This is a genomic window from Pararhizobium sp. IMCC21322 (genome assembly GCF_030758295.1).
GTDB lineage: Bacteria > Pseudomonadota > Alphaproteobacteria > Rhizobiales.
In genome coordinates this window covers 2,306,849-2,322,373 of the sequence record NZ_CP132335.1, presented here as the reverse complement: position 1 = coordinate 2,322,373, position 15,525 = coordinate 2,306,849, and the positions used below count along the sequence as shown (strand labels likewise).

The 15,525-nt window shown below is 51.8% G+C and carries 20 protein-coding genes; 6 read left to right on the top strand and 14 right to left on the bottom strand.

Annotated features, from left to right (window positions below; genetic code table 11):
- Window positions 1–62: 62 nt before the first annotated feature.
- The 5 genes from RAL91_RS11170 to RAL91_RS11150 all read right to left on the bottom strand — a co-directional run bounded on the left by RAL91_RS11170 (window position 63) and on the right by RAL91_RS11150 (window position 3,693).
- Window positions 63–530: an RT0821/Lpp0805 family surface protein gene (locus RAL91_RS11170; protein WP_306262256.1), complete on the bottom strand. Its 468-nt coding sequence runs from the start codon at window positions 528–530 to the stop codon at window positions 63–65.
- 139 nt (window positions 531–669) lie between these two features.
- Entirely contained in the window at window positions 670–2,043 is a 1,374-nt protein-coding gene (locus RAL91_RS11165; RefSeq protein WP_306262254.1) for a HAMP domain-containing sensor histidine kinase, read from the bottom strand.
- Window positions 2,040–2,702, bottom strand: a complete 663-nt coding sequence (locus RAL91_RS11160) for a response regulator transcription factor (RefSeq protein ID WP_306262252.1) — start codon at window positions 2,700–2,702, stop codon at window positions 2,040–2,042. Before RAL91_RS11160 ends, RAL91_RS11165 begins: the two co-directional genes overlap by 4 nt.
- 29 nt (window positions 2,703–2,731) lie before the next feature.
- Window positions 2,732–3,031, bottom strand: coding sequence for a PepSY domain-containing protein (locus RAL91_RS11155; protein WP_306262250.1), 300 nt, complete (start codon window positions 3,029–3,031; stop codon window positions 2,732–2,734).
- Window positions 3,032–3,153: 122 nt separating this feature from the next.
- Window positions 3,154–3,693, bottom strand: a complete 540-nt coding sequence (locus tag RAL91_RS11150; RefSeq protein ID WP_371932507.1) for a YcgN family cysteine cluster protein — start codon at window positions 3,691–3,693, stop codon at window positions 3,154–3,156.
- Window positions 3,694–4,024: 331 nt separating this feature from the next.
- Between RAL91_RS11150 and RAL91_RS11145 the strand changes: the two genes are divergently transcribed.
- Genes RAL91_RS11145 through RAL91_RS11135 form a run of 3 tightly spaced genes read left to right on the top strand, consistent with a single transcriptional unit; the run spans window position 4,025 to window position 7,609 of the window.
- Entirely contained in the window at window positions 4,025–6,235 is a 2,211-nt protein-coding gene (locus RAL91_RS11145; RefSeq protein ID WP_306262248.1) for a transglycosylase domain-containing protein, read from the top strand.
- A gap of 4 nt (window positions 6,236–6,239) precedes the next feature.
- The gene (locus tag RAL91_RS11140; protein WP_306262246.1) at window positions 6,240–6,884 is read left to right on the top strand and encodes a DUF1214 domain-containing protein; all 645 of its coding nucleotides are present in this window, start codon (window positions 6,240–6,242) and stop codon (window positions 6,882–6,884) included.
- Window positions 6,881–7,609 (top strand): hypothetical protein, encoded by a 729-nt coding sequence (locus RAL91_RS11135; RefSeq protein ID WP_306262244.1) that lies wholly within the window; start codon window positions 6,881–6,883, stop codon window positions 7,607–7,609. Before RAL91_RS11140 ends, RAL91_RS11135 begins: the two co-directional genes overlap by 4 nt.
- Before the next feature lie 40 nt (window positions 7,610–7,649).
- Here the strand turns inward: RAL91_RS11135 and RAL91_RS11130 are convergent, their stop codons facing one another.
- From RAL91_RS11130 to RAL91_RS11120, 3 genes are all read right to left on the bottom strand, one after another.
- Entirely contained in the window at window positions 7,650–8,537 is an 888-nt protein-coding gene (locus RAL91_RS11130; RefSeq protein WP_306262242.1) for a hypothetical protein, read from the bottom strand.
- Window positions 8,538–8,542: 5 nt separating this feature from the next.
- Window positions 8,543–8,842, bottom strand: a complete 300-nt coding sequence (locus RAL91_RS11125; RefSeq protein ID WP_306262241.1) for a hypothetical protein — start codon at window positions 8,840–8,842, stop codon at window positions 8,543–8,545.
- Between the two features lie 105 nt (window positions 8,843–8,947).
- Window positions 8,948–9,118, bottom strand: a complete 171-nt coding sequence (locus RAL91_RS11120; RefSeq protein ID WP_306262239.1) for a hypothetical protein — start codon at window positions 9,116–9,118, stop codon at window positions 8,948–8,950.
- 5 nt (window positions 9,119–9,123) lie between these two features.
- Between RAL91_RS11120 and RAL91_RS11115 the strand changes: the two genes are divergently transcribed.
- On the top strand, window positions 9,124–9,888 hold the full coding sequence (locus RAL91_RS11115; RefSeq protein ID WP_306262237.1) for a hypothetical protein: 765 nt from the start codon (window positions 9,124–9,126) through the stop codon (window positions 9,886–9,888).
- 29 nt (window positions 9,889–9,917) lie between these two features.
- On the opposite strand, the gene RAL91_RS11110 is transcribed toward RAL91_RS11115, so the two are convergent.
- From RAL91_RS11110 to RAL91_RS11100, 3 genes are all read right to left on the bottom strand, one after another.
- Window positions 9,918–10,280 carry a DUF1491 family protein gene (locus RAL91_RS11110; RefSeq protein ID WP_306262235.1) on the bottom strand — a complete coding sequence of 121 codons (363 nt, stop codon included), beginning with the start codon at window positions 10,278–10,280 and terminating at the stop codon, window positions 9,918–9,920.
- An 87-nt stretch (window positions 10,281–10,367) separates the two neighbouring features.
- A complete protein-coding gene (locus tag RAL91_RS11105; RefSeq protein WP_306262233.1) occupies window positions 10,368–11,072 on the bottom strand; it encodes a peptidoglycan-binding protein in 705 nt (234 codons plus the stop codon).
- Window positions 11,072–12,433: a sensor histidine kinase KdpD gene (locus RAL91_RS11100; RefSeq protein ID WP_306262231.1), complete on the bottom strand. Its 1,362-nt coding sequence runs from the start codon at window positions 12,431–12,433 to the stop codon at window positions 11,072–11,074. The genes RAL91_RS11105 and RAL91_RS11100 overlap by 1 nt, the downstream gene beginning before the upstream one ends.
- A 439-nt stretch (window positions 12,434–12,872) precedes the next feature.
- Between RAL91_RS11100 and RAL91_RS11095 the strand changes: the two genes are divergently transcribed.
- Together RAL91_RS11095 and RAL91_RS11090 are read left to right on the top strand one after the other, a co-directional pair.
- A complete protein-coding gene (locus RAL91_RS11095; RefSeq protein WP_306262228.1) occupies window positions 12,873–13,370 on the top strand; it encodes a DUF5330 domain-containing protein in 498 nt (165 codons plus the stop codon).
- Window positions 13,371–13,484: 114 nt separating this feature from the next.
- Complete coding sequence (locus RAL91_RS11090) at window positions 13,485–13,898, top strand: SufE family protein (protein ID WP_306262226.1); 414 nt, start codon at window positions 13,485–13,487, stop codon at window positions 13,896–13,898.
- Window positions 13,899–14,028: 130 nt separating this feature from the next.
- Here the strand turns inward: RAL91_RS11090 and RAL91_RS11085 are convergent, their stop codons facing one another.
- The 3 genes from RAL91_RS11085 to RAL91_RS11075 form a co-directional block, all read right to left on the bottom strand.
- Window positions 14,029–14,478 carry a MucR family transcriptional regulator gene (locus RAL91_RS11085; RefSeq protein WP_306262224.1) on the bottom strand — a complete coding sequence of 150 codons (450 nt, stop codon included), beginning with the start codon at window positions 14,476–14,478 and terminating at the stop codon, window positions 14,029–14,031.
- 357 nt (window positions 14,479–14,835) lie between these two features.
- On the bottom strand, window positions 14,836–15,204 hold the full coding sequence (mnhG, locus tag RAL91_RS11080; protein ID WP_306262222.1) for a monovalent cation/H(+) antiporter subunit G: 369 nt from the start codon (window positions 15,202–15,204) through the stop codon (window positions 14,836–14,838).
- Window positions 15,201–15,518, bottom strand: a complete 318-nt coding sequence (locus RAL91_RS11075) for a cation:proton antiporter (RefSeq protein ID WP_371932539.1) — start codon at window positions 15,516–15,518, stop codon at window positions 15,201–15,203. The genes mnhG and RAL91_RS11075 overlap by 4 nt, the downstream gene beginning before the upstream one ends.
- Between the last annotated feature and the right edge of the window lie 7 nt (window positions 15,519–15,525).

Here is a 15,525-nt window from a genome sequence, read left to right as displayed (position 1 = left end):
GCCAGCCCTTCTGAACTCAAACATGATTGTGTGCATTCCCATGGGAAAGCTTAACTGGCCAATCAGGACGTCGGACGCCATGTTCCATCTGACTGACGACAGGCGGTGCCACGGGCTGTTTCCGGACGTCCATCAATGTAAATGGTGTGCGTGTATTCACGACATTGTTGGCTGTTACGCTGATAGCTCCGCGTTGGAACAACCTCACCATAGTTGCCATTATCCGGATTTTGCCAAACAACCGGAGACCCGATGCGGGAATTCTCCAGCGCTTCATACTCAGCATTATAAGCGCGACGGCGATCCTGTGCATCGAGCGAGCGTCCGATTTCACTACCAATCAGGCCACCGGCAATCACACCAAGCGTGGTTGCAACAGCCTTGCCGCTACCGCTGCCAAACTGATTACCAATTACGCCACCTGCCACGGCGCCAGCAACAGTTCCAACGCCCTGTCGCGGCCCAACATTCTGACAGCCTGCAAGAGCCAGACCCATTACCGTCACGGTTGCCAATACTTTAAGTTTCATTTTCATTTTCCTTCCTGCGCGGTACGAAACTATTGCCGAACCGCAAACGCATGTTCACTTGATTTGTTTTCATAGCAAAATGGCGCAATTGTGCCAATTTCAACATTTTTTCGGTCGTTTGTAAAACTCCATCGCGGGTTTAGGCCTCAGAAACACAGGGAAGTGTCAGCTCAGCTTTCAAGCCCCCCAATTCGCTGCGCTCCAGATTAATACTGCCTGTATAAAGATTTGCAGTTTCGACAACGATAGACAGTCCAAGCCCACTTCCAGCAACTGTTTCATCCAGCCGCTTGCCGCGCTTGAGCGCCAGCTTGCACTGCTCTGAAGTCATTCCCGGGCCGTCATCTTCTACACATAGAACCCATTGCGTCTTGTTTAATTTGCGTGTGTTCACCGTCACTATGGAGGTCGCCCACTTGCTGGCATTGTCAACAAGATTGCCAATAACCTCTTCCAGATCCTGCTTCTCTCCGCGGAAAACAATGTTGTCTTCCATGGTGACCTTTATCTTGAGATCTTTGTCGCGATAGATCTTTTCCATTGCGCGAACCAAACTATCAACGATGGGATCAACCTGTGTCGATGTCCCAACAGCTGCGAGACCAGCTGCAGATCGGGCTCGGGACAAATAATGGTTCACCTGATCGCGCATCACTGTGATCTGCTCGGTAATTTTCCTGTCCTTGACAGCCGCACCTGATGCTTCATTGGCGATCACGCTCAAAGGTGTTTTCAGTGCATGCGCAAGATTGCCGACATGAGTCCGCGCACGCTCGACAACCCCCTTATTGGCATCGATCAATCCATTTATCTCCTCCACCACAGGCGCAATCTCCGATGGGAAACGCCCTTCAACTTTCTGGGACCGACCAGCCTGCACTTCCCGCAATGCTCGGCGAATGGCTTTAAGCGGTCGCAAGCCCAAGCGAACTTGCAAATAAATCGCCAGGCCCAAAAACGCGGCAAAAACCAGAAACGTAATCAGCAGGCTGGAGCGAAAATCATCAATATCGAGATTGAGCTGCGTTACGTTGCCGGCAACAGCCACCAGCAATTCAGAATCGTTGGGCAATTTGTAGCTGCGCTGAAACAGCCGTATTGCCTCACCACCAGGCCCCTCCAGCATATCGTCTGGCGCATTTGCACTATCAGCCATCACAAAATCCAGAGTGCTGCCGATGAGTGAGTCGGATGTGAACAGAATGGCACCACGGCCTTCGCCGATTTGCCAGTACCAGCCCGACAAGGGTTCCAGAAACCGTGCTTCGCCGATATTTTGAGGCGGCGACAGGGATATGGCGGCTGAGCGGCCACTTATCTGGGCGGACAAAGCGCCTATTAATGCATTGGCGTAGGCTTCCAGTTGCGCATCGAAGGCCTGTTGAACCGACCGGCTATACAAGTTTGACAGAATCAGCCCAGCCGCCAGCAGGCCAATAGTGGTCAAAGCAGCGGAGGACAGAAACAGCCTCAGCGCCAGAGAGTTCGGTCTTGGCAATGCACGCCTGTTCACTCAGCCTGCCCCATTCGATAGCCAAGTCCACGTATCGTTTCGATCAGCCCGTCGGGCAGTTTTTTACGCAATCGCCCAACAAAAACTTCAATCGTGTTGGAGTCACGGTCAAAATCCTGATCATAAAGATGTTCGGTTAGCTCTGTTCTGGAAATCACCTTCCCCTGATGGTGCATCAGGTAGGACAGTGTGCGATATTCATGAGCGGTCAGCTTTAACGGCATGCCATCAATCGTGACCCTGTTGCCCTTTGTGTCCAGTCGCACATCACCACAGGTGATTTCGTTGGAAGAATGCCCCGCTGCACGGCGTACCAGCGCCCGCAGGCGCGCCAGAACCTCTTCCATGTGAAATGGCTTGGCAACATAATCATCTGCACCGGCATCAATACCTTGTACCTTGTCGCTCCAACGGTCACGGGCGGTCAGCAGCAAGACCGGCATGGTGCGGCCATCGCGCCGCCAGGCTTCCAGCACGCTGATGCCGTCCATTGTGGGAAGTCCGACATCCAGCACCACTGCGTCATAGGGTTCAGTATCTCCCAGAAAATGGCCATCTTCGCCATCCGTGGCTGTATCGACGACATAGCCACTGTCTTCCAAAGCCTGTTTTAACTGCCGGTTGAGATCCGGTTCGTCTTCAACAACAAGAACGCGCATAAGTCCCTCAAATCCTGGTTGGTCCCGCCTTAATTCGCGCGCACTGTAACATTGGAGACCTGTCCGTTCGACTTCAAAACGGAAATCACGTAAACAAAACCGCCACCCTGTCGGCAAAGCTTTGCGCTGACAATTTTTCCACCACCGCGCGTGGCGCTGCCTTTAACCTGCGCAAGAGACTTGGCAGCCCCGCTGCTAACAGCCTTATTGGCCTGAGCATTGCTAAGACATGCCTGAGCATAGGCACCGGACATATCGTCGGGCAACGCTGCTGGAGCAATATTCAGCAATAGTGAAAGTGTCAGTATTTTAAGTGTGTGTATCATCATGCCGCAATTCATAACGCTTCTATTCTGAATGTGGGATGAATGGATATCAAACGTTGTAAATTTACCAAAATTTTCTGCACCGTCCAATGGAAAAGCAAACTGCTCATAATGCCGGTACACAGCTACTCACCACTTTCGGTGACAGGCCAACTGACCAGATGTTCCTCGTAGTCTTCAACAGGAACACCAACCTCGCTTTTGATGCGACCGCGTACGGAAATGCCTGCTGCGTGAACCGTGTCCGGATCGCCCGATAAAAGCGGATGCCACCACAACAGGGGCTTGCCGTCTCTCAGCCGGGCATAGGCGCAGCTTGGTGGCAGCCAGGTGATCTCCTGAACAGATTGCGGCGTGAGTTGCAGGCATTCGGGAACCTTGTCCAGCCGGTTTGTATAATCCTGGCATCGGCAGCTGTCGTGGTCCAGAAGCCGGCAGGCAAGATCGGTCCAGATAATGTCACCCGTATCCCAGTCTTCAACCTTGTTCAGACAGCAACGGCCACATCCGTCACAAAGTGATTCCCATTGTTCCTGGGACATGTCTGCCAAAGCAATCTCCTCCCAATACGGTGTCGGTTGGGATTCATCCTGCTTGCCAGACACTGCCTTTACAGAATCTGTCTTTTTCGGCTTTGGCTTTTCTGGGTTGGGACGGGTTTCCACAGCCACCTCATTTTAAAATACAATTGACAGCTTCTGGCACGAATGAAACTGCGACACAAACCTGCAGCTTCACCGGCAAATTAGTGACTGACATGTGAATACTGAGAAATCACAAGAATGAATGATAGGGGCAATCCAATATCTTCTGGAAAACTTGTCAGATTGGCGTTACCTATGGTCTAGGTTGATCGTGACGTTACATGTATATGACTTTGTTTTGCGGACGAAATGTCTGCTTGATATGCATGAGATGTCAGCATTCACAACTGGCGACTGACTGATGATTTAAAGACCGGCTGATCGAGAGCCGGAAGCGGAAAGCCAACGGCGCATGCAAGACCCTTTTGTCAATCGAAAGAAGCCACTTCCACGGGTAACCTATCGGGAAATGGACGCTTGGCTGGAAGCCCATATTCACCAAGGACTCGTGGCTGTCGGCCGATTTTACTCAAGTATACGCCGGTTCTTCATGCGGTTCCGACTGCGTGGTTTGCCACGCACGCTAAATGAACTGGCGTCGGAGGCCTCGACAGTCGGCCTTGCTGGCCTGGTATTTCTGCTTACGCTGGCGCTTCCTGCCTTTGAGGAAACACGCGGCAACTGGAAGGCCCAGGACGATTATTCTGTCACGTTCCTTGACACAGCTGGCAATCTGGTTGGGCGACGCGGTATTCTGCTGGATGACGCGGTGCCGCTAGACCAAATTCCCGACCATCTGGTGAAAGCGGCTCTGGCGACAGAAGACCGCCGTTTCTTCAGCCATTTTGGTATCGATATTATGGGTACTGCCCGCGCAATGATGGAAAATGTGCGCGCTGGCGGTGTTGTGCAGGGTGGTTCTTCGATTTCGCAGCAATTGGCGAAAAACCTGTTTTTGTCCAATGAGCGAACACTGCAACGCAAGATCAACGAAGCTTTTCTTGCGCTTTGGCTTGAAGTGAATTTTACAAAACACGAGATTCTGAAGCTTTATCTTGACCGCGCCTATATGGGCGGTGGTGCATTTGGAGTGGGTGCTGCCGCGCAGTACTACTTCGGCAAATCGGTCAAAGACGTGACTATGGCGGAAGCTGCCATGATGGCCGGCCTGTTCAAGGCGCCAACCAGCTACGCCCCGCATGTTAATCTCCCGCGTTCACGCGCGCGCGCTAACGAGGTTCTGACCAATCTTGTGCAAGCCGGCTTCTACACTGAAGGCCAGGTCATCGCTGCCCGTCAGAACCCCGCGACACCGGTAGACCGGTCTGAAGAAGGCTTTGCCAATTATTATCTTGATTGGGCGTTTGACGAAGTCAAACGAATCGCGCCGGGGCCAGAGCAGGTTCTGAATGTGACTGTGAGCTATAATCCGCGTCTGCAGAAGTTTGCTACTGAAACCGTGGTCAACATGCTGCGCGAAAACGGCGATGTAAAAGGTGTCTCGCAAGCAGCGCTTGTAACGATGGAAAATGATGGTCGTGTGCTCGCCATTGTTGGTGGACGCGACTATGGCGAAAGTCAGTTCAACCGCGCCACTGATGCCTTGCGCCAACCTGGTTCCTCATTCAAACCTTTTGTTTTTGTAACTGCAATGATGAATGGCTTCAGACCTGATACGTTTATCGTTGACCGGCCTATTCGCATGGGAAACTGGCAGCCGAAGAATTACAACCGCCGTTACGCTGGCCGGGTCACATTAACCACAGCTTTGGTCCGCTCCATCAACACAATCCCGGTTCGGTTAGCCAACACTATCAGCCGCAAGAAAATTGTTGATACGGCCCGCGCCATGGGCCTGACGACTGATCTTCCCGAATCATCACCGATGCCATTAGGCGTTGCCGAAGTGCGGGTGATCGATATGGCCTCCGCTTACGCCAGCATGGCCAATGGCGGATTGCAGGCCACACCCTATACCGTTCTGAAAGTCGAAGGAACGAGCGGCGCTGTTCTTTACGAGCGCGACGCCGAGGCGACACCGAAACGCGTTCTGCCTGAACAGGCTGTGGCTGATATGAATGGTATTCTGCACCAGGTTACGACAAAAGGAACGGGTCGCCGCGCCCAAATTGAGAACGTCAAGGCTGCCGGTAAGACCGGGACCACGCAAGCCTATCGTGATGCCTGGTTCGTGGGATATACGGGCAATTTCACAACTGCGGTCTGGTACGGCAATGATGACTTTTCCGGAACAAATCGTCTGACCGGGGGTAATCTGCCGGCCATGACATGGCAGCAAGTTATGGCCCTGGCCCATAAGGGAACAACCACGTTGCCAATGCCTGGTGTCGACATGCCTGTAGCCGAAGCGCTGCTTGCCAAAGCCAGAATTCAAGGCACGTCAAGCGACACCAGTACAATTGCTGACATCATCGACACTGATGGGGCAGCGCGCCTGTCGCCAGCGACGGCCCTTGCTCTTCAGCGGATTCATTTGTTGCTGGGCGGAGATGGCATTCAGATTCAAATCGGACTTGATGAGACAGAACCAACGCCTGACGTTTCTGACCCATCAGACAGAGCAATATTGACAACAGAAGTCGCGCCGGATCAGGCAGGATAAGTCTATGAGTTCGCTGTCCCGTATCAGTGTTGCCATGGGGCTTGCTGTTGTCATCGGCCTCGGATCGACCGATTTTTTCCTGCGTGCGAAAGCACCACTGGGAACGACAAAACACCAGATGTGGACTGCATGGCCGAGCACCGGGCTTGGTTCAAATGCCAATGCCGAAAACCCTTATCTTCAAGCTCATACAGCACGAAACGGCACCGTGCCCCTTGGTGACAATGAAGGCGTTCTGCTGAAAACCTATCGGGATGTCGCCGGGGATACGCTGGTGCGCAATTGCCTTTACCGTATGATCGGTGATGTTCCCACGTCCCAATTGTGGACGCTTGCAGTGTCTGATGCTGTGGGCCGGGTGTTACCCAATCCATCTTTGCGGTTCGGGATTGAATCTAACCAGTTGTTGCGGGCTCCTGACGGCACTTTCGATATCTGGCTGTCACGGGACGTGCAGCCGGGAAACTGGATTTCGCTCGGCGATCTGCCGGAAGATCTTTACACAGCAAATGAACAAGTGCCCGTTGACGGCAGGAATCAAAACCAGAGTTTTCTGCTGACTTTGCGCCTGTATGGCGCCAATCTTTCGTCAGAAACATCCCTTAGCGCCGTTGAGTTTCCCACGGTTGAAAAGGTCAGTTGCCCGTGATCAATCGTTCCTTCCTTGTCACGCTGCTCATTGGTCTGTTTCTCGCGGCCATCATTCATATCGGGATACTCCTGTTTGCGCCGCGCCTGTCTGTGAGCGATGCATGGGAGGCAATTGCGCTGCCGCTGGAGCCCTTCGTTGCAGTACCGGTACGTGCGATGCGCCCGGGTGAAGTCTTCAATGATCTGGACGAATCTGACGAGGCGACGATCACAGAAGTTCCGATGCGGGATCTGGACCCTCAATTTTCCCACGCCATCTGTCGATTTGATCTGAATTCTGGCCCTGTACACATTCGAACAGATGGATTTGAAGGATTTTGGACGCTTAACCTTTTCAGCGCCGGGGGGATCAGTTTCTTTAGCACCAACGAACAGGTGAACGCGGGACGACCTCCCAACATTCTCGTCACAACGCCCGCTCAAGTCTCCAGCCTGAGGGCAAATAACAGCGCAAGCCTTGACAATCTTGCATTGGTCGAAACTGAAATTCTGGATGCGGCGGTGTTGTTCCGCGCTTATCGGCAGCATCAGGAAGCACTGCCGACTGATATGGCAGAACTTCAATCAGTGTTTTACTGCTCACCATTTCAACAGAATCCGGCCCCCGAACCGGAAGAGGTACAGCCTGCTGCAGCAGTGGTTGAAGAGCTGATACAAGAAACGGAAGTGGAACAGGCAATTGAAGCTGAAACCGAGTCCGCTGAAGAACCACACACCGATTAGAGCCAATTGATGCCGCTAAAAAATTGGCCCGATCAAACGACTATTTTTGCGGAACAGGCGCATCATACGGATCAAACGCCTGATCCTGGGTGTCGCGACCCGTCATATAGCGTGAACGACGAACCGTTTCGGTTTTCACACCCGGCTGCATGTAAGCTAATCGGGCTTTTCTGAAAATCAGCTCCAGACGCTGCAACTCGCCATCTGCCAACCCAACTCTTTCATCAGGTTCTTCGATAGCCAGACGCTCAATAGCATTTCTGTAACTTTCAATGCGGAATGCCACAGCCCTGTCTGCCCAGTCGATCAGTTCTTTATTCTCATAAACCCTGGCATATGCAGCTGTCTGGACAGACGTCGTTGGGCGTAACAGCGGGCTTTGTACTGCGAACCGCTCATCGCCATACGGACCAAAGGTGGCAACGGCCTCAATTCTTATTGTATCTGAGGCGGTGACCTGATTTGCCCTTGCGAAAAAGGCAGGTATCAGAGCTGCGTCAGCCGCCATGTCGGCACTCAATCGCCCATAGCGGCCTGCAGTTGAACGGAACCTGTCTGATCGCAAATAAGCATAATAGGCGTTTGTGCTGAGGCGGTGGTCCAAGGGTGCAGTCACCCGGTAACGCTGAACCCGCGATGCAATAGCATGAATCCAGTCTCTCGCATGTGGTGGCGCGATCAGACGTCTAGCCTGCTGGCGCAGCAGTTTCTCTTCATCGGTGAGATTGAAATATGATACAGGCTCTTCTCGATATCGGGCCACAAAGCCGCCAATCAATGGAAGTATCTTGCGATCCATCACACCGCTATCTTCACGACCGAAATCGCCCCCCAAGGAAGGGGTTGCATGGGACATCATCATTGCAGCCAGCAAGGCTGAAGCTGCAATCCTACCTGCCGATCGAAAAGACTTGAGATTCTTCGTCATAAATTTCACCGGCGGTTCAGTCTTGGTGGGTGTTCCGGTTCACAATTCTCTGCTTGCTTGGCTGCTTTTCCAGGCCTCCATCCGGCCGGGCCGCGCGTGGCCAAAACCGGGCGCTTCTTATGATTGCGCGAAGCATCGGCTCGTGGCGCTTCCAGAATTTCATCATGATATTCAACAAACACACCGCTGAATAAAACGACATTGTCCCGTGAACCGTGCGTAGCCAAACCAAGGCCCTGACCGGTTCGGGCCGGAAGATTATGCAAGTGAGATTTCATGTCCGGAAAGGCAATAATCCTTCCCATATCCATACTCCGTTTGTTTTGTGTCAAACCGGAGTGGATATACGCCCGAACTCCCCGGAGCGGTTTCAACACATTAGGCATAACGCTGCGGAGGTTAACAGTCTGCTAACGAATTACTGCGACATTTACAGTTCGTGAACCAGACCGAATTGTTGTGTGTACGGTCAATGCCAAATCTTCAATACCATCCATCTGCAGAATCTGCTGCAAATGCGTCAGACCTTGCGGACTTTCAAGCTTTGTCAGCATCATCGGGCCGATATCCAAATCAGGCACTGCTAATGGCTCTTGCCCGATTGTTTATGCAAAATACGGCCCCTACCCTTTGGGAAGTGGAGCAATTCCAGGAATTGATGTTGAATCTGGCACCTGAGGCAGATGCAAAAACGCGGCAGGATTTACTGCAGCTTCTGTCGTTAAATATGCATACGCCGACCCATGTTCTGGACGCACTTGAGATGAAGCCAATTCAAGGTATGCCGAAAAACGAAGGGCCAGACAACATCCCTCCAGTTGATCCGGTCCCACAGCAGCAGCCGGTCTACTCAATTGCCCGATTGAAAGACATGCTGCCGCTGCAGATTTCCAGAAAGATGACGCAAGTTGCCGCTTTGGCTGCCGAACGCGGCGACCGCCACATATTACGATCACTGCTTGCTTCACAACTGTCTGTGTCCCGACAGTTTGCAGACTACCTGTTGATCAATCCAGACGGGCTTTTGCTGGCAACCGCCCTAAGGGCTCTGCGCATGCCGAGCGCCAATGCCCATACAATTCTGCTCGCAAGTGAAGGCCTGGAAAGTCGCGACCTGATCTATGTACCCCAAATGATCAATTCCTTTGAACGTCTGGATCCTGAGGCATGCCGCAAAAGACTGAGGGATTGGGAAAGGGCGTTCTCCCGAGCACAGGCTGAGACAATTGCGGCCAAACAAGGGGCAACGGTTCAGCCCAATGATCAGAAGCCCGGCTTTAACGGGCGGAATATTGAAGATGTTCGAGACGCAAACGAGCCCAATTCCGATGGCCAAAGAATGGTCGGTTAGACCTCACTCGCTGTTCTGTTTCACATTCCTCATTCAACAAGTCGCAAGGCGTGGTTTCCAGTTGCGTTCTCTACCTCAACGACCCAGATATCGGGATCGAAGTTTTTTTCGCTGCTGAGGCGCGCTTCTATCTGCTCTTCAGTTGAGACCAGAACCAACTCGAAGATGCGACTGTCTTCACCTGAAAAATCATCCTCGTTGGGGCTATTTAGAAATTCGCTCTGAGGCGCAGGTCCGTAGAGGTTCACCGAACCATCCGGCTCTACAATCTTGACGAAAATGGCCCCGGCATCGGTCGCTCCGCGTTTTGCAAGATAGCCAAAGGAACCGTTCAACCGGCACTGTCTGAGATAGGAAGCAACCCAAAGGTCGCTGGAAAGACGCCGAACCATACCTAGCCCCGGAACATATTCTTGTGGTGACAATTAAATTGGGTTTGGGCACAAATTCGCGCCATAGTTCAGGCTTTAGTGCACGCTTTAATTCAGGGCACCAATCGTTATCAGCCGGACTATGAGATCATCGCTTACTTTCCCAGTGACGGATATGCCCTGGTTCATTTCAAATCGCTGGATGGCTGCCGATGTTTCCTCGCCAAATACGCCATCAGCGGTTACCGGTCCATATCCAAAGCTGTTCATGGCCTGCTGGACAGATAAAATCTGAGTTGCCGTAATGGCCGACGTGGCTGCAGCAGGTGCGTCCCGGTTCGGATTGCTTGCAGGTGCACGTGCCGGCAAGGGCACAAGTTCTTCTTTCACGAGTTGGTCCATGCGCATACGTGCCAATAGTTTCACCGATGGCTCGCCGGTAGGCGATACACCAATGCCACGTTCATAATCAGCGATAGCGGCACGGGTTTCAGGACCATCTACGCCATCCACCAGACCGTGATAAAAACCTTTCACTGCCAGCATGCTTTGCACTTCGCTGATCAAGGCCCGATCAGCGACCAGCGGCGGATAGCGCAAATCAGCTCCGGCAGAAACGGTGCGCACTTCGCGATGCATGAGAGCAGCCAATTGGCCACCCGGTGCACGTGTCTGGAACAGAGGCGCCGGGTGTTTTCCTGGTTGCATGTAAGTCGCATTGACAGCCACCAGAGCAGAAACGGCAGCACAGAGTGCTATTGCGCTGTTGCGCCCCGGTTTTTCCATGAGTTTTTGAGCAATTCGTGCAGCCATCAAGCGCTTCTCCTCAGCCGATTGGCTGCGTCTACAGATGCCACTTGGGCGGAGGATTGGTCGTCTGTAGCTGTGTCATCATCACCTGCAGCGGCACGCACGCATGGCAGCGAGATGGTGACGACGGTTCCCTCACCCAGGACACTTTCAATGTTCAAGGTACCGCCGTGAAGCGCAGCCATCTTTCTTACCAAAGCCAATCCCAGTCCGGCACCAGGGCGCGGAGGCTGCATGTCACTGACGCGCTCAAAACTGTTGGCAAGGCGCGGCAAGGCCTCATCTGGAATGCCAATCCCGGAATCCTCGACAATAAAATTCATATGACCCAGTTTTTTCTCAACTGTCAGTGACATGCGGGTTTCGCCGTCGCTGAATTTGAGAGCATTTTCGAGGACATTCAACAACATCTGGCGACAACAATCTTCGTCTGCATACAGATGTGGGAGGTTGCTCGGGCAGTTCAGGTCAACCGTCATTCCCTTTTCACGGAGCCTTGGTTCCAGAATCGAGAAACATTCCCCGCACAAATGAGAGACATTGAAGTTTGACGGTGTCAGCTCCAATTGTCCTGCTTCCAATTGACCGGCAATAAGCATCTTGTCGACGACACTCAAGAGATGCTGGCCCGCATGATGGATGTATCCAGCATATTCCTGACGCCGTTCATCGGATTGAAAAGCGATCTTGTCGTCGGATAAAATTTCAGAAAAACCCAAAATCGAGTTGAGTGGGGATCGCAATTCATGAGCCAGCGTGCTGACTGCGGTCATGAAGCGTTCCTCTGAACCATCCTTGTCCCGTGCCGTCTGGAGTTCAGCCTGCATCGCGACCTCAGAGGACGCATCCTGCAAAGAACTGATGCAACCATCATGGCACCAATGGGCGGAAAATGTGAAAGGCTGAAATTTGCCTGGAACGCCGCTTAGCGCCAGATGTACCGTTATAGGCGCCACAACTCTGCTGCGGCTGGCATCCGAAACCAAGGTTAGAAAGGCAGGGCGGTCGCTGACCCGTATCAGATTCAGCAAACCCTTGCCGAGAACGGCGTGACCAAGGTCAGACAATGTGGGATGCAGAGAGCCGGACTGTTCAATCACGTCGCCATTTTCATTATGACGCAACGTCAATTCTGTCATTGGAGACAGCCGAGTGGCTACGGTGCCAACATCCTGTGTTTCATCTGCGGATAAAATCAGGTGTGAGTTTTTTAAAAATGGCAGCAGCAAGCCCGTAAAGGCACCAAGGACAGCCGCACCGATTGCAATGCCGATCAGGGGTGCTGTCTGTATGTCCAGCATCCGCGAAGCCGCCAGCAAAATTGGCAAAGACAGGCCGGCGCCAATCAAGGCACCAGTCAACATCCGGATCTCTAATCCGCCAGGTGCGACAGACAGGACAGGTCCAGAATGCGTCTTACCGTTATTGGTTTTGTCAAAAGGCTTCAATGTTTGCGGCCTGCAGTTCATTCATTTGCAGGACACCATTGCAGGCAAGGTTTACCGTAAGGCTAAGACAGGGAAGTCTGGCGCAATTCATGCCGAAATCCGGCGTTTGAGCGTCTAAAACCGAAAAACGTGGTGAATAAACTGTTAACAAATGGCATTGAACCGGGACAATTCAGCGGATTCCGGTTTAGGCTGAAAGCGTGTGATACCGAGCTGCATTCAAGCGCAGCATTCATTAATTACAATTTGAATCAAATTCAAATCCAGTTTGCCATGCATCTTAAATAGCCGCAATCTATTGTAAGAATGAATTGTCTAGGACCTATGTCTCCAAACAAAAAATGAGTTGATACCAATGTTTTTCGTGCGTTCCATTTTTTGGCTGAGTGTTGTTTTTGTTCTGCTGCCAGTGGCACCAGAAGATCGGCATAAGATTGAGTCGATTTCACCCATCGAAGCTGTTGGTGCCGCGGCGGCCGCCGTCCGCGACATTTCCGGTTTTTGTGGCCGGAATCCGGAGACCTGTGAAACAGGCGGAAAAGCGGCTGTTGCTCTTGGCTACAAGGCCAAATACGGCGCACAGCAATTGCTGTCATCGTCTGGTGACCAACAGGATGGCGAGAATGACTCGCTTCTTGCTGAAACCCTGGGACAACCAATGGCAAAACTGAGCGACGAAATCGCAGGGGTAATACCAACGGAAAGCGTTGCGGCAATAGCACAGTCTGCTGCGACCATATTGGCTTCAGAAACGAACGCAGCGGCAGAAGAGCCCGTCATCTCGGCTGATGCGATTGTCCCTGCATTGGCGACACATGCCACGCCGACCCCACGTGCACGGCCAAATATCTGATTTTGTTCGTCTGGCACGGCAGCGGTTCAAACATTCCTGTCCGCCAGACGCTTCAAACCTGACCGGTTGCGCTCTATATATAATGGCAACATAGTCTTGCCCGAGATCGGCTTCATGAACATTACAGACATTATCGAAAATTTCTCCTATCTGGATGACTGGGAGGATCGCTACAAATACGTCATCGAATTAGGCAAAGAGCTTGAAACGATGCCCGATGCATTGCAAGTGGACGCCAACAAAGTGCGTGGCTGCACCAGCCAAGTCTGGTTGTCGACACGTGTGACTGAGCGTGATGGCGAACCGGTGTTGCATTTCCTGGGTAACAGCGACGCTCATATTGTGCGCGGTCTGGTGTGTATCACCCTTGCAATCTTCAACGACAAAACCGCTCGGGAAATTGTTGATCTGGATGCAGAGGCAATTTTTAATGAAGTGCAATTGCGCGATCACATCTCTGCGCAACGGTCCAATGGTCTGAATTCCATGTTGCAACGCATTCGGGCGGACGCACATAACCTGTTGTAAGTTTTGCGCCTCCCAGAGCTATTTTTATCCATACGGAAAAACTTGCTCTGGTGGGGACACAAAAAAGCCCGGAGGCTCAATGCCACCGGGCTTCCTAATTTTATCGCTAACAAAGTAGCAGGTTTACAAGTTACGCCTTAGCCTTAGGGCGGCGTCCACGTTTCTGTGTACCGCGTCCAAGACCCATTTGCTTTGCAAGTTCCGAGCGCGCACGTGCATAATTTGGTGCAACCATCGGATAGTCTGGCGCAAGCCCCCATTTCTCCCGGTATTCTTCAGGAGAGAGATCATAATGCGTACGCAAATGACGCTTCAGAGATTTGAACTTCTTGCCATCTTCGAGACAAATCAGAAAATCGGGCGTGATAGACCGACGCGGAGAAACCGCTGGTGTCAAAGGCTCAGGTTCCGGCTCATTGTTGGCTTCACTGATATTCGTCAACGCTTCATGTACATTTGTAATGATACTGGGCAAATCAGACCCAGCAACTGCGTTGTTGCTTACATAAGCTGCGACTATGTCGGCTGTCAGATCGATCAGCTCGCCATCAGTCGTACCAGCTGAGTTTGCGTCGTCCATGAATTGAAACTCCATATTGTTTTTTATTTAATTATTGCTCTGTCGCTTATGTAGAGCAGCGATTGAGGAATAACAATCACTAAAAACATAAAATGATGGCGTTAATTTGTCTATTGTACTAAATATGAATATTATCGCCTAAATTGAGTACAAGAATCCAATTCTGCATCAACGCATTGTTTTTTTAAATAAAATTGGAAATCTACTACTCGAACCATCACATAAATCAATATTCAACCTTAGTTTGATTTGAGGTATACTGTATATTTACAGTTGAAATTCTTTGCGTGACTGTTCTTTGGCCTGCTTCATGCAAGACAATTTCGCATTTGACGTCAGCAATCAGTGATTGTTTGATCAGTTAACTTCACGCGGGTTACGGCGTTCATCATTTTGGTAATCGGCCATATCGTCACAGCGTGTTGATGGTTCGGGACGATAACCCACCAGATAGGCACTGCGTGCCAGAAGGTGCGACGAAATTGGTGCTGTCAAAAGAAAGAAAACGATAGCCGCAATCGCACGGGTGACGACGTCAAGTTCCTGAGAAAACACAGCCAGGGACAACAGCAGAAGGCCGGAGCCAAGTGTGCCTGCCTTACTGGCAGCGTGTGTGCGCGTATAAATGTCCGGGAGCCTGAGAAGGCCGATAGCAGCGATGACGGCAAATGACGCGCCAATCAGCATGAGGACACCGGTAACGATCAAAACCAAATCATGCGTCATTGGTCCACTCCTGCACTACGACGAGTTTCCTGCTCTATCAAGTTGTGGTCTCCCTCCGGATCCGGACCCTCTTCAGTCGTAGAGCCACGGCTAAGGACGTATCTGGAGAAGGCAACGGTCGCAAGAAAGCCGATCAGACCAAGGGCAATGGCGACATCAATGTAAAGGAAGAACCCGGTTTTGACACCAATCACCGCAATGAAGCCAATGCCGACTGCCACGAGCATATCCAATGCCAGAATTCGGTCTGGCAATGTGGGCCCGCGAACAATGCGCACAATGATAAGCAAAAAGGCGAGCACCATCATAGCCATGGATATG